Source organism: Serratia sp. K1WW1 (assembly GCF_055790865.1).
In genome coordinates this window covers 3,870,043-3,883,986 of record NZ_CM147697.1, presented here as the reverse complement: position 1 = coordinate 3,883,986, position 13,944 = coordinate 3,870,043, and the positions used below count along the sequence as shown (strand labels likewise).

13 protein-coding genes are annotated in these 13,944 nt (G+C 51.9%); 4 read left to right on the top strand and 9 right to left on the bottom strand.

Going from position 1 to position 13,944, the window contains the following annotated elements:
* Nucleotides 1–24 precede the first annotated feature (24 nt).
* On the bottom strand, nucleotides 25–681 hold the full coding sequence (locus tag ACX9GU_RS17575) for an HAD family hydrolase (protein WP_473192371.1): 657 nt from the start codon (nucleotides 679–681) through the stop codon (nucleotides 25–27).
* Nucleotides 682–1,097: 416 nt separating this feature from the next.
* Between ACX9GU_RS17575 and ACX9GU_RS17570 the strand changes: the two genes are divergently transcribed.
* Nucleotides 1,098–2,303, top strand: coding sequence for a serine hydrolase (locus ACX9GU_RS17570; protein ID WP_473192370.1), 1,206 nt, complete (start codon nucleotides 1,098–1,100; stop codon nucleotides 2,301–2,303).
* A gap of 589 nt (nucleotides 2,304–2,892) precedes the next feature.
* Here ACX9GU_RS17570 and ACX9GU_RS17565 read toward each other — a convergent pair.
* The 4 genes from ACX9GU_RS17565 to deoC form a co-directional block, all read right to left on the bottom strand.
* Nucleotides 2,893–4,260, bottom strand: a complete 1,368-nt coding sequence (locus ACX9GU_RS17565) for an L-serine ammonia-lyase (protein ID WP_473192369.1) — start codon at nucleotides 4,258–4,260, stop codon at nucleotides 2,893–2,895.
* 133 nt (nucleotides 4,261–4,393) lie between these two features.
* Complete coding sequence (locus ACX9GU_RS17560; protein WP_174333466.1) at nucleotides 4,394–5,692, bottom strand: HAAAP family serine/threonine permease; 1,299 nt, start codon at nucleotides 5,690–5,692, stop codon at nucleotides 4,394–4,396.
* Between the two features lie 956 nt (nucleotides 5,693–6,648).
* Nucleotides 6,649–7,413: a DNA-binding transcriptional repressor DeoR gene (gene deoR, locus ACX9GU_RS17555; RefSeq protein WP_473192368.1), complete on the bottom strand. Its 765-nt coding sequence runs from the start codon at nucleotides 7,411–7,413 to the stop codon at nucleotides 6,649–6,651.
* Between the two features lie 176 nt (nucleotides 7,414–7,589).
* Nucleotides 7,590–8,270 carry a deoxyribose-phosphate aldolase gene (gene deoC / locus ACX9GU_RS17550; protein WP_161713545.1) on the bottom strand — a complete coding sequence of 227 codons (681 nt, stop codon included), beginning with the start codon at nucleotides 8,268–8,270 and terminating at the stop codon, nucleotides 7,590–7,592.
* A gap of 227 nt (nucleotides 8,271–8,497) precedes the next feature.
* Here deoC and ACX9GU_RS17545 point away from each other — a divergent pair, with 227 nt between their 5' ends.
* The gene (locus ACX9GU_RS17545; protein ID WP_473192367.1) at nucleotides 8,498–9,316 is read left to right on the top strand and encodes an aldose epimerase family protein; all 819 of its coding nucleotides are present in this window, start codon (nucleotides 8,498–8,500) and stop codon (nucleotides 9,314–9,316) included.
* A 31-nt stretch (nucleotides 9,317–9,347) separates the two neighbouring features.
* Here the strand turns inward: ACX9GU_RS17545 and ybjG are convergent, their stop codons facing one another.
* Both ybjG and ACX9GU_RS17535 read right to left on the bottom strand, forming a co-directional pair.
* Complete coding sequence (ybjG, locus tag ACX9GU_RS17540) at nucleotides 9,348–9,953, bottom strand: undecaprenyl-diphosphate phosphatase (RefSeq protein ID WP_021804990.1); 606 nt, start codon at nucleotides 9,951–9,953, stop codon at nucleotides 9,348–9,350.
* A gap of 6 nt (nucleotides 9,954–9,959) precedes the next feature.
* Complete coding sequence (locus ACX9GU_RS17535) at nucleotides 9,960–10,718, bottom strand: phosphatase PAP2 family protein (protein ID WP_473192366.1); 759 nt, start codon at nucleotides 10,716–10,718, stop codon at nucleotides 9,960–9,962.
* Between the two features lie 160 nt (nucleotides 10,719–10,878).
* Here ACX9GU_RS17535 and eco point away from each other — a divergent pair, with 160 nt between their 5' ends.
* Nucleotides 10,879–11,391: a serine protease inhibitor ecotin gene (eco, locus tag ACX9GU_RS17530; protein WP_473192365.1), complete on the top strand. Its 513-nt coding sequence runs from the start codon at nucleotides 10,879–10,881 to the stop codon at nucleotides 11,389–11,391.
* A 63-nt stretch (nucleotides 11,392–11,454) separates the two neighbouring features.
* Here eco and lpxA read toward each other — a convergent pair whose 3' ends face one another.
* Nucleotides 11,455–12,246, bottom strand: coding sequence for an acyl-ACP--UDP-N-acetylglucosamine O-acyltransferase (lpxA, locus tag ACX9GU_RS17525; protein WP_473192364.1), 792 nt, complete (start codon nucleotides 12,244–12,246; stop codon nucleotides 11,455–11,457).
* A gap of 466 nt (nucleotides 12,247–12,712) precedes the next feature.
* On the opposite strand from lpxA, the gene ACX9GU_RS17520 reads away from it, so the two are divergent.
* Nucleotides 12,713–13,138: a universal stress protein gene (locus ACX9GU_RS17520; RefSeq protein ID WP_473192363.1), complete on the top strand. Its 426-nt coding sequence runs from the start codon at nucleotides 12,713–12,715 to the stop codon at nucleotides 13,136–13,138.
* A gap of 139 nt (nucleotides 13,139–13,277) precedes the next feature.
* On the opposite strand, the gene ACX9GU_RS17515 is transcribed toward ACX9GU_RS17520, so the two are convergent.
* Nucleotides 13,278–13,862: a hypothetical protein gene (locus tag ACX9GU_RS17515; protein WP_473192362.1), complete on the bottom strand. Its 585-nt coding sequence runs from the start codon at nucleotides 13,860–13,862 to the stop codon at nucleotides 13,278–13,280.
* Between the last annotated feature and the right edge of the window lie 82 nt (nucleotides 13,863–13,944).

Sequence of the window (13,944 nt, the reverse complement as noted above, 5' to 3'; positions counted from 1 at the left end):
AAAGCCGTTTTTGTCACCTTGAAATCAACGTTCCCAGTGGCAGACCTCCCAACCATGCTGTTCTGCCAGCGCACTAAGATCGCTATTCGGGTTAATCACGGTGGCGCTGTCGACGTATTCCAGCATGGCTTTATCGTTAATGGAGTCGCTATAGCCATGGCTATGGGCAAATTGCAGTTCAGGGTGTTGCTGCAGCCACTGTTGCAGGCGGATGACCTTACCCTGCTGATAGGTCATGATGCCGTAGGTATTGCCGGTAAAACGGCCCTCTGCCACTTCGACACCGATAGCCAACGCGCCATCGGCCCCCAGTTGCTCGGCGATGGGGGCAACCAGGTGTTCACCGGTTGCTGAAATCACCAGAATGCAGTCGCCCCGTTCGCGATGCCATTGCATGCGTTCGCGTGCCGCGGGGTAGACGCGGGGCAAGATATCCCGGCGAATATAGCGCTGCACCCAACCGGCGACGGTCTGGGTACTCAGGCCTGCCAGCGGAACCAGCGTTGCCTGCATATAATCTTCCATCGACAGCTGGCCCTGATAATAGGATTGCATCAACAACTGCTCTTGGCGTTCCAACTCTGCCGGGGCGAACCCTTCGGCCACCAGCCAGCGAACCCACAGGCTGGCGCTGTCATCATCAATCAGGGTTTCATCCAGGTCGAACAGGGCTAAATCCATCAATATTTCTCCGGCAAGGAATGCTGCGGGCTACAGGATAACGGATACGCGCGGCGGCTAGCCAGTTGCCGCGGTGAAATGCGCAGAGCATAAGTAACTTTGATGACAGTGCGGCGACGGTTTGTTTAAAGTTTGCATAACTTGGCAGCTAGCCTGATTTGCAGCCAATTTCTCTGCGGTAACGTACAGTTATGTAAAAATGCAGAAAAATCAGCCTAAACCCTGCAAAAATAAGAGCAATCTAATAAACTCACAACGAGGGCACTTTCGGTGCCGCGTTGGCCCAAATGGGAGCCGCTGGGTATTTCGCGGTTGGCAGCGCGGCCTCGTGCCACTCTCGCTGGTTGGCTGAAAACGTGAACATGTTTGAAAGTTAACGCTATTTCAATGGTTTGAATGGACACTCTGGCGACGTCATGATGAAAAATAACCGTTCTACTCCTCTTGGTAAATTGGCCCTCAGTGTAGGTGTCATGTTGTTGGTTGTGCCTGCCGTACAGGCAGCAGAGGCTCCGGCCGCACCGCAGGTCGATGCGAAAGCCTATGTATTGATGGATTACAACAGCGGCAAGATCCTGGCAGAAGGCAATGCTGATACACGCCTGGATCCCGCGAGCCTGACTAAAATCATGTCCAGCTACGTGATTGGCCAGGCGATGAAAGCCGGTAAAATCAAACCGGACGACCTTGTCACCGTAGGCAAAGATGCCTGGGCAACCGGCAACCCGGTGCTGCGTGGTTCTTCTTTGATGTTTATCAAACCCGGCGACCAGGTGCCGGTATCGGAACTCAATAAAGGCATCGTCATCCAGTCAGGTAACGACGCCAGCATCGCCTTGGCGGATTTCGTGGCGGGTAGCCAGGATTCGTTCGTTGGCTTGATGAACAATTACGGCAAGTCCCTCGGCCTGCAAAATACTCACTTCCTGACCGTGCATGGTCTGGATGCCGAAGGGCAGTACAGCACCGCACGCGATATGGCGTTGCTGAGCCAGGCGCTGATCCGCGACGTGCCGGATGAGTACGCGTTGCATAAAGAAAAAGAGTTCACCTTCAACAAGATCCGCCAGATAAACCGTAACCGCCTGCTGTGGAGTACCAACCTGAACGTGGATGGTATCAAAACCGGTTACACCGGCGGGGCCGGGCATAACCTGGTCGCCTCGGCAACCGATGGCCCAATGCGCCTGATTTCGGTGGTGCTAGGGGCTCCGAGTGACCGTGTGCGCTTTAGCGAAAGCGAGAAGTTGCTGACCTGGGGCTTCCGTTTCTATGAAACCGCAACGCCGATCAAGGCCGATAAAGCCTTTGTGACGCAGAAAGTGTGGTTTGGCGACGTGGGCGAGGTGCCGCTGGGCGTGGCGAAGGATGCCGCCGTCACGATTCCTAAAGGGCAGATGAAAAACCTGAAGGCCAGCTACAAGCTTAACCAACCGACGCTGGAAGCGCCGCTGGCGAAAAATCAGGTGGTGGGCACCATCGATTTCCAGTTGGATGGCAAAACTATCGAACAGCACCCGCTGGTGGTGATGCAGGAAGTGAAAGAAGGGAACTTCTTTAGCCGCATGTGGGACTTTGTGATGATGAAGCTGACCCAGTGGTTTGGCGGTATTTTCGGCTGATCCTCGGCCAATATGCCCCTCACCCTAACCCTCTCCCAAAGGGAGAGGGGACTTACCGTGCTACAAATAAACACTCGTGTTTGACCTCACAGGCAACGCCCCTGCGCAGTGCCACAGATTAACGCCTGTACCTGAATGTAACTCCGTACAGCTCCCTCGCCCAAAGAGAGAGGGGACTTACCGTGCTACAAATAAACACTCGTGTTTGACCTCACAGGCAAGGCCCCTGCGCAGTGCCACAGATTAACGCCTGTACCTGAATGTAACTCCGTACAGCTCCCTCGCCCAAAGAGAGAGGGGACTTACCGTGCTACAAATAAACACTCGTGTTTGACCTCACAGGCAAGGCCCCTGCGCAGTGCCACAGATTAACGCCTGTACCTGAATGTAACTCCGTACAGCTCCCTCGCCCAAAGAGAGAGGGGACTTACCGTGCTACAAATAAACACTCGTGTTTGGCCTCACAGGCAAGGCCCCTGCGCAGTGCCACAGATTAACGCCTGTACCTGAATGTAACTCCGTACAGCTCCCTCTCCTGTGGGAGAGGGTTGGGGTGAGGGGAAACAGCGATTACTTCAGCGGGCAAAAATCAATTACACGCCACAACCTTGATGGCCAACCCGCCCTGAGATGTCTCGCGGTATTTGGAGTTCATGTCCTTGCCGGTTTCGTACATGGTCTCGATCACCTTATCCAGGCACACACGCGGCTCGCTGGTGCGACGCAGTGCCATACGTGCGGCGTTGACTGCCTTCACGGCAGAAATCGCGTTACGTTCGATACAAGGCACCTGAACCTGTCCGGCCAGTGGATCACAGGTCAGCCCCAGATGGTGCTCCATGGCAATCTCTGCGGCGATACAAACCTGTGCTGGGCTGCCGCCCATCAGCTCCGCCAGACCCGCTGCCGCCATAGAGCAGGCCACGCCGACTTCCCCTTGGCAACCCACTTCGGCACCGGAGATTGAAGCATTCATCTTGTACAACGTGCCGATCACACCGGCAGCCAGGAAGTAACGGCTGTAGGAGTTGGTGTTCACCGGGCGGATAAACTGGTCGTAATAAGCCAGCACCGCTGGAATGATACCGCAGGCACCGTTGGTGGGTGCCGTTACCACCCGGCCACCCGCAGCGTTCTCTTCGTTAACCGCAAACGCGAACATATTGATCCAATCTACTACGTTCATCGGGTCGATATTGTTCTTGTCACCGGTTACCAGAATGCGGCGTAGGGCGGCGGCACGGCGTTGTACCTTCATTGGGCCAGGGAGCAACCCTTCGGTATTCATACCGCGTTCGATACCTGCACGCATCACCTGCCAGACGTCGGCAAAGTGCGCTTCGATCTCTTCTTTGCTGCGCAATGCCAGTTCGTTCTGCATCACCAACCCGGAAAGCGAAAGCCCGGTATCTTTGCAATGCTGCTGCAAATCCAGTGCGGAGCGATAAGGGTAGGGGACCGCGACGCTATTGTTGGCCGATTGGCCGAAGTTTTCTTCATCAACGATAAATCCGCCGCCGATGGAGTAATAGGTTTTGCTGTGCAGTAACCGATCGCCAGCATAAGCGCTGATCGACATGCCGTTTTCGTGCAGCGGCAGGTTAGTGCTATGGAAGTTCATACCACCAAGCTGTGGAAAATCGACCTCGTGTACACCCTTTGCCAACAACAGGCGGCCACGCTGTTCTACATCACGAATAAAGCCGGCGATGCTGTCGATGTCCACATCATGGGGCAGATTGCCCGCCAGGCCCATAATAATCGCGATGTCGGTATGGTGCCCTTTACCCGTCAGTGACAGTGAGCCGTAGACGTCGACCGCCACCCTCGTTGTATCGTGGAGTTGCCCGGCAGCCTGCAAATCATCAATAAACTGTTTACCGGCTTTCATCGGGCCGACGGTGTGGGAACTGGAAGGGCCGATGCCAATTTTGAAAATATCGAAAACGCTGACCATAGTCTCGCTTCCTTCTTGAAGTTAATTCCCTCAGCCTGCCGTTTAGGGGGCATATGGGTAATGCTTGAGTTCGCGGCGGGGTAGGAGGGGAGATTCGAGATAGCCGGTGCCATAAGGCACCGGCTGAGCGCTATTAACCGAACAGTGTGTACAGGATGGCAGAGATGGCAATCAGGCCCATCACGACCACAAATACGTTGCTGATGTGGCCGCTGTACTTGCGCATGGCAGGCACTTTACGGATTGCATACATCGGCATCAGGAACAGCAGCATCGCGATGATTGGGCCACCCAGGTTCTCGATCATACCCAGAATGCTTGGGTTCAGCGTGGCAACGATCCAGGTGGTCACCAGCATGAAGATGGCAGTGATGCGGTTCAGCTTGTTGGTGGTGATGGTCTTGCCACGGCTTCTCATCGATTTGGCAATCATGCCGTTAAAGCCTTCACGAGCACCGAGGTAGTGGCCCAGGAAGGATTTGGTGATGGCGATAAAGGCGATGACTGGTGCGATGTACTCGATCACCGGGTTGTTAAAGTGGTTAGCCAGGTAAGACAGGATGGAGATGTTTTGCGCTTTGGCTTCGGCCAGATCCGCTGGGGACAGGCTCAGCACGCAGCTGAAAACAAAGAACATCACGGTCAGCACCATCATGATGTGTGCATAGCCCAGGATGCGGGAGCATTTCTTCTCAGCGTCTACGCCGTACTCTTCGCGTTTTGCTACAGCAAAGGCGGAGATGATCGGTGAGTGGTTGAACGAGAACACCATAACCGGGATTGCCAGCCACAGGGTGATCACCAGGCCGTGGCCCAGGCTGCCGCCAGAACCGGCCAGTGAGACGTTTTCGAAGATGGCACTGCTCCAGTTAGGGATCAGATATAGCGCCAGCAGCATCAGCACCGCAACAAACGGGAATACCAGGATACTCATGGTCTTCACGATCGCCTGCTCACCGAAACGCACGATGCCCATCAGGCCAACGATCAGGATCAGCGACAGGATGGCGCGTGGAGGCGAGGTCATACCCAACTGGTGGGTGATGAAGCTGTCCACGGTGTTGGTGATCGCGACGCTATAAACCAGCAGGATTGGGTAAATGGCGAAGAAGTAGAGCAGGGTGATCAGTTTACCTGCGCTGATGCCAAAGTGTTCTTCTACCACTTCGGTGATGTCTTCACCTGGGTTTTTGCCGGACAAAACGAAACGGCACAGGCCACGGTGGGCGAAGAAGGTCATCGGGAAGGCGATGATGGCCATGATGATCAGCGGGATCAAACCACCGATACCGGCGTTGATTGGCAAGAACAAGACGCCAGCGCCGATGGCGGTGCCGTAGAGGCCCAACATCCACATGGTATCTGATTTACGCCAGGCCGTGCTGGAACCTGAGGCTGCAGAGGCGATAGTGCCGGTCTGTGTAGTGTCCATAAATATCTCCGAGGTGAACACGATAATTTAAAATAAAAAGAAAAACTTAAGTTTAAAATCCGCTGGTGAAATAAGTTGCTATCCCGCCAGTGGTAAAATCAGTTGTTACAACTAGAGGTTGAATTGCGCCTCTGAATTGTTTATCAGGCTAATGATGTTGCTAACCTGCCCAATTGGTTTCTGCTGTTAACGGGGTCAACGCCGATGTTTCTGTCGGAGGAGCAACTGCCCACCGATTTTGTTGGCGGCAAGATAACGATTTACAGCAGAAACAACCGTGATCTTGCTCCCAAATGCGTGATGTGTGCGGTTAAAGGCTTTTATTGTAAATTTTCATGCAAATGTTACGCGTTTGTGCGAAACATCATGCTGCAACCGCTCTCACTGTACCCACAGTCTTTATCCGGTTTGTATGATGTTTAGCCAGATAAAAACCTGCCTGATGTGTCAGGGCGAGCAATATATTTTATGTGCTGGTTTGGATCTAGCTAAAATGCCGGATTAAGCTGTTTTAGTGATTTAGATCACGTTTGGTTATTGAGGGGAAAATGTTTATCTGATTGTTTTTACGCTTATTTAGTGATTTTTATTGTCAATATGGCTGTAAGATGACGGACCTGATAAGACGATTTTAATCATCATATGAATAAGCATAAATCCTGATAATTTGATTAAAAATAGATGATAATTTTTAAACAAAAGGCAGCATAACGAGGCTGGTGAAGGTAAGGAGCCATTTTATCCGGGGGAGATTTGATGCAAATGACTGCAATAATGTTCTGCGCGGAATAATAACGCTGGCAAGTTGTTGCAATCCATTAACCTGTAATTATCGGCCAATAGGATTATTTTAAGTTTAATTGCTTAAAAAAAAGCCTGAGTTTAACGAAGAATTTGCAACCGCGCCCCTCAAGTAGCGCCGGGGACACGGCATAAAATCGGCAGTGAGGCCAAGATCAGAAACGCAAAGTAACCGCGTGTTGGTTGAAAAAGTCGATGAACTCGGGTTCAGGCTGGCGATCGGTGATCACTTTATCGAACAATGCCAGCGGCCCGATGCAGGCAGGCTTGGTTTGGGCAAATTTGCTGTGGTCGGCGACCAGGATCTTTTGCTGCGCCTTGTCCAACGCTTTGTGTTTCATCGCCAGTTCATCAAGGTTGAAGCAGGTTGCGCCGTGCTGCAAGGTGATGCCTGCCGCTGAGATAAAGGCCACGTTAGGGCAGATGTGGTCCAACTCGTTATGTTGGCCAATAGCGGTGAAAATATAGTTGCTCGGTTTGAATTCGCCGCCGCACAGGATCACTTTGCAGTTAGGCTTGTCCTGCAGCGCCAGGAAGGTGTTGAGTGAGTGGCAAATGGCGGTAAAGGGGAGTTCATCGGCAATGGCGTCGATAATGGCCGGGGTGGTAGTGCCACAGTCAAAGAAAACCGTGTCGTTTTCGTTGACCAGCGGAGCCGCCAGCATGCCAATACGGCGCTTTTCCGCCACCTGTTTAGCTTTCTGATCGGAGACAAAATAGTTGGTCACCCCGTTAATACGCGGATCGGCTACGACATAACCCCCAAGCAAGACCACTGCAGCAGGTTCGGCACTGAGATCGCGCCGGATGGTCATTTCCGAGACGCCGAGCAGTGCGGCTGCTTCTTTTAAGTGGATCTTGTCAGAACGCTTTAGAGCCTGAACTAGCCGGTTGATACGTTCGTCGCGCCGGGTTTCCATCAGTTATTCCTACAGGTTTATCCCCCAGGTTTCGCAAGTGTGGCCAAAGGGATAAAGGAGCCAAAAGTCTTTTTCGTTCGCTCCAACACAATAATGCGGAGTAGTGCAGACCCAGCTTGCACTGAGGGCACAACCCCGCATTAGATATCGCTAATATTAGCTAGAGCTAGCGAAAATCAGTAGCTACCGGTGGCCGCCGCATCGCCAGAAACGATCGCAACGCCCGAGCTGGTGCCGATACGTGTTGCACCGGCGGCAATCATTTTCCCTGCGGTAGCGCGATCGCGCACTGCGCCAGAGGCTTTGACGCCCATCTCGCTGCCTACGGTAGCACGCATCAGTTTGACGTGGTCTTCACGAGCGCCGCCAGTGCTGAAACCGGTAGAGGTTTTAACGAAAGCGACATCCAGTTCACGACACATTTCACAAACTACAACGATTTGTTCATCGCTGAGCAGACAGGTTTCCAATATTACCTTCAACGGGATAGCCGCGCAAACTTCACGCACCGCGGCGATATCGGCCTTTACTTCGTCATTCAGGCCGCTTTTCAGCCAACCGACGTTGATTACCATGTCGATTTCCTGGGCGCCGGCGGCAATGGCAGCCTTGGCTTCGAAAGCCTTGGATACGGTCAAACCAGCCCCCAGAGGGAAGCCGATAACCGAGCATACTTTAACGTTGCTTTCCTGCAACAGGTGAGCGGCCAACGGGACATAACCCGAGTTAACGCAAACGGCATAGAAATTATGCTGACGCGCTTCTTCGCACAGTTGGTTGATCTGGCTTTCCGTGGTGTCCATAGCCAGCAGGGTATGGTCGATATAGCGAGCGTAATCAATCTGTTCAGTAGTCATGGTAATTCCTCAGTGGGTGTAATAACGCTTTTGGATGTTAGTGATGTTATAATCCTAACATTGTCACATCGCGATTGGTAGCTGTATTAACCCTAATTTTTCAGTCATAAGCGGAATTAATGAGCACCATCTGCCACAGAATGCGCTGGTAAATGTTATTTAAATAACATAGATTACACCTTAACCAATTCGTTCACTGTGCAATGGCTGCCCCCTGAGGAAAGAAGATGAAGACGATCATTAATCTGAGCCCTGGATTGTTCGGCATAGAGCCGAATGAAGTGTATCGCGGCGCTGGTTTTACGGTGACCGCGTTTATGTTTCCTGGTGATATCGCCGCGTTGGTGCTGCAAAATCGGCGGGGTACCTTAACGTTGTTGCCCTACCAGGATTTGATGATTTGGGATGCGGTGTTTGACGGCCAGTCTCTCAAAGCAAAAGCCAGCCAGTTGCAGCCTCGACGTAACGATGCCCGTGGCTGTTTTGCCTCTCACCAAGGATTGCCAGCTAATCATGGCCCGGTGATTGATGTCTGGCTGGAAGTCGAAGAGGAAGCGATCGCTGTACGAGCCAGCACTGCCGATGGCCCTTGCCGCATCCAACCGGCCGTTCAGCTAGCCGCCAACAGCACACAGTTCAGTATTGAAATGGTGATCGACAACCTGGCCGAGCAGGCTCAGCCATTAAGTTATATGTGCCATATGAACTATGCCTGTGAAGAGGGGGCCGTTTTCCGCCAAAATCTGCCTGGCTGTGCGCTCAATATCCGTGATAATCCGCAGCAGGTCATTTGTTCTGACGATCTCTCGCTATATGTTGATCAGGCCGAGTTCTTTATGCTGGCACCGTGCGGCAGAAGGTATGTAACCCGTTTTGCCACCGGCCAATTCAGCTATGCCGTCTTACAGCGGCCACGAGCCAACTCGCGAGCGACAGCATTTGTCCAGCCGGCCAGTTGCAGCCCAGAAGTTGCAGCGATACCAATGGCTGTGATGTTAAAAGCGGGGGAGATGCGGGAGTTCCGCGTGACGACCGGTATGCTATAGCTGGCGGGGGGCAAGCCCCCGCGGGCAGGTATTACTCCTTGACCCATCCTTTCCGGATCGGGAAGGCGAACAGGAAATGGTACAGCCGCGTCAGACGTTGGGCGATGGCATCACCAAACAGATTCCACACCAATTGGGCAAACAGACAACCCACACAACCCAGCAGGAAACCGCCCACCATATCCAGTGGCCAGTGCACACCAAGGAATACGCGGGACCAGGCAATGGCGACGGCCGCGACCATCAGCAAAATACCTGACCAGACACGATGCCAGCACAGGAAGGCCAGGGCAAAGGTGAAGATGGCCGTGCCATGATTGCTAGGGAAAGAACTGTCTGGTGCATGCGCCAGGAAGGTATAGCCGATACCGGTGACAAACGGGCGCTCATGGGGTAACAGCGCTCCGATAGCGGCCGAAGCGCTCATGGCAAATAACAGGGCAATGGTCGTTTTGGCTACCACTTCTCGCTGTGCTGCCAGTTGGCTATGTGCCCCCCAGAACCACAGGCCGACAATCAGCAGGGGGATAATGGCGATCAGATCGCGTGCGATGAAGGTAGCAAGATCGATCAACCATTCCGGGCTGGCCGGGGTGGCATCGATCCAGGCGAAAAGAAGATAGTTCAACTGCTCCATTACGTATTACCTCGTCTTACGGCGAAAATAGCCGCTGATACACCAATAAACAGCCAACTGGCTGAACCAAACCCACCAACCGGCCCACAGGTTATGGGAAAGAAAATGTGCGCCCCGCATGATCTGGCCAAAGCCCATAAGCATGCCAAGCGTGATGCCGCCCAGCCAGCACCAGTAAGCCAGGCGCGGGCGTTGCGGATAAAACAGAAAGAACAGTGCCATCACGGCGAAGCCGCTGGAAGCGTGGCCACCGGGGAAGCAACGGCCAGGCCCCGGAAACTCTGGCGTGGTGCCAAACAGGGGAAATGACATCGCTTTGCCACCGTATTCCAGCAGATCCCAAGGGCATGAGTGTGCGCTGGTGGCCTTCAGGATCCCCACCACCAACGGCCCAATGCCGATCAATAGCATGGCGACGATCAGCCGCGCGTTACGGCGATAAATGCCCCAAAACAGCGCCAGCACCGCTCCGGCGATCACCGAAATCTTTAACAACCGATGGTTGATCAGATCCAGCCAGTAGTTGTTCTGCCAAGGGAAACGCTGGCTGGCGGCGTCATACCAATAATTACTGACCGCCCAATCCAGTTGTTCATTGCGTGACAGCCAGATAAACAACAGCGCAGCCACCATCAGCCCAAAGGCTTGCCAACGGTAAAAGGATGTGGGCAAGGAGTAAAGGGCGTCAGTCTGAATTTGGTTAACCGTTGAGGATTGATTTAATGACGATTGTTTGGCGTTTGATGGGTTCACACGAAGGCTCATAGGCAGTAACGGATCGGGCTACTGTAATCATCTCGTCTTAAGAAAACCTTAATGGATGGCAAGTGGCTTGGGGGCGATATCCAGATTTGACCTATAATTTAACGGCGTAAAGTATGCTAGCGTAGTTGGGTATTTAGGTTATGAATTGTAAGGATAAAAAATGAACAAGCTTTCTATGGTAGTGACCAGCCTGCTGATGGCCGCGTCTGTCAGCGCCGTTGCTGCAACCACCGCAAGTACAGACGATCTCAATATGCAGCCGTTGGAAAAAGTAGCACCATTCCCGAAAGCAGAGCCGGGCATGAGTCGGCAGGTCATTTATTTACCCAAGCAGGAGAATGAAGAAAACTTTAAGGTTGAGCTGCTGATTGGCCAAACGCTGGAAGTGGATTGCAACCGCCACATGATGGGCGGCAATCTGCAGAGTAAAACGCTGGCCGGTTGGGGTTACGACTATTTTGTCCTGCCGAAGCTCTCGGCTCCAGCCTCTACCATGATGGCTTGCCCAGATAATACCAAGCGTCAGGAGTTCGTTGCCGCTAATCTGGGGGATGCCGCAATGCAGCGCTATAACAGCCGCTTGCCGATCGTGGTTTACGTGCCGAAGGACGTCGAAGTGCGCTATCGCATCTGGTCTGCCAGCGAAAATACTGGCCGTGCGGTAACTAAATAAACGACTGCAGACTATGCCAAGGGCGCCGCATGCGGCGCTCATCTGAATATTCAATGGCAGAGCCTAGCGGATAATGCCGCGCGCCGAGCGTGAGAAGAAAGAAGTAAACCATTGCAGTAGCGGATAGGTTTCGCTCAAGCGCTGCGCTTCCTGTTTCACCTCATTGATCGCCAACGCATTGTGATAAAGCATGTTATACAGGGTTTGGATCACCTGCTGTTGCTGCTCGCTCAGTGATTGGAAAGCTGCCGCTGATTCGTTAATACCGATGGGGGCCGCGTGGTTGCCACTGGCACTGACAAAAGGTGGAACATCCTGCACCACGCCGGACTGATGGGCGATATGCGCATGGGCACCCAGCAGACAAAACTGATGTATCGCACACATATTGCCGATCTGGACAAAATCATCCAGCTCAACATGCCCGGCCAGCCCCGAGTTATCACCGATAACCGTAGTATTGCCGACAATGCAATCATGGCCAATGTGGACGTTGTTTAAGAACAGGTTGTCATTACCGATAGTTGTTCGCCGATAGCCTTGAGTGGTGCCGCGATGAATGGTCGCATTCTTGCCGATCCTGTTTCTGTCGCCGATCACTACGTCCGTAGCTTCACCAGCATATTTCAAATCCTGATTTACTTCGCCGATGATGGAAAACTGCCCGATAACGTTATTGCAGCCAATCCGGGTGAGGCCGTTAATGCTTACATGAGAGGCTATTACCGTGTCATCACCAATCTCGACGCCGGCTGCAATGATGCAGAAAGGGCCAATGCTGACGCGCGCACCGATAATCGCCCCCGGTTCAATCAAGCTGTTGCTTGCGACCCGGGAAGAGGGAGAAATTGACATTACGTTATCCTGATGATGGCGCGTGGCGTTTCCGGCACTCAGGGCCAATCATGGGTAAATGATTAAGCCGAAGTTTGGATTAATCTGAGAGAAAGCGTCGAATGGGAGGGGAAAGAGTCGGGCGTTGGAGGCCAGGTGATTTTTCTTATCGACAGGGCCGAGTATAAGGACTTCCCGGGCATACCACACCATCTTATATTTTCTTTATTTTCTGAACTTTTCTGTCATGGAAGGAGGGGGGGACGGGCGGGCGCTGAGTGCGGATCGGCAAACCGAGACTGCAACATTCCCTCTCAGGACTCACAACGTTGGGGCGCTGCCTACAGATTTTGCATTAGTGCCTGATGCCGAGCTGGATTGTTCCAGCAGTAGAATGATAAGAGGTTAAGCAGCCACTCTCAGGCTAGACTAGAATTAATAGGTAGGTTATCAGGCTGGGTATTAGGTAATACGGAGGGCCAACAATATGACTTATCAACATATCGTAATTGCAACCGATCTGAGTGACGATGCCGAACTGTTGGTGCGCAAGGGTTCTGAATTGGCTGGCGCACTGCAGGCCAAACTGTCGTTGATTTATATCGATGAGCAAGCTAACCACTACAGCGAGTTTGGTAGTGGCGAATTTAACTATGCTGATAAGACCTTCTCCGAACGAGTGAAGAATATGCTTAACGCTATTCAGCAGCAGGCGGAGTATCCCATCAGTGAGGTGATCATTGGCCGTGGTGAACTCAGTGAAGCGCTGAACATTGCCATCCGCGAAAAGGGGATTGATTTGGTGATTTTTGGTCATCACCACGATATGTGGAGCCGTTTGGTATCCAGTACGCGCCGCACGATCAATCATATTGCGGTTGATATGCTGGTGGTGCCGCTCGAAAAACATTGATGGGGGAGTGTTGGATCTGGGTCGCATTGAGAAAGGCATCACAAGTAAGAGGCCGAGCGGTATCATTGCGGAACTGTCTCAACAGCCCGCTATTATGTTATTTTGCTATTCTACATAATAGTAGGAGGCACTTATCGGATTACTCTATTGCGGGGAAACTTCTTTCCACGAGGTAATTCAGTATATCAATATCATCATTGAGCATCTGCGTGGGGAGGTTTTTTAGAATTTCATTTCTAATATCGGTCCTAATAAAGAAGAGTGACGTATTTGAATAGAAAAAAGGATCCATCAAGTAAATAGAAACGCCGCCATTGTATAGCTCCATATAGTCACTACCAATAAGTGGGGTTCTCTTTACCGAGGTAGTGTACTTACTGGCTAAAATCGCACTGATGAGACTAAACTGATCGTTTTTAAATTGTAACTGCAGTGCGGATAAGTTTTTATTCTGATCAAACAAGATAAAAACATCTTTGGTGCTTTCAAAAATGATATTGCTTCGTTTGTCCTTGTTGTTATCGGGTGTTTCTTTATAAATGTTTCCTCTCAGTTCGCTATTATAACCCACATTTACCGCTTCCGGGTGAGTCGCCTTAAAAGTATCCTCCGTTGTCTGACCAAACTTCACCGTAAGCGTGCCTGTGCTGACTGCGCTTAAGCTCCCATAAAAAAAGGAGCTGGTTAAAACCAGAAAAAGGTAACCTAGAAAACTCACTTTCATGATGCAATCCTATAAATCCTTTCGGGATTGTGAAATGACACATAAAAAATCATTAAACTGCCAAAATTCGGTATTTTATTTC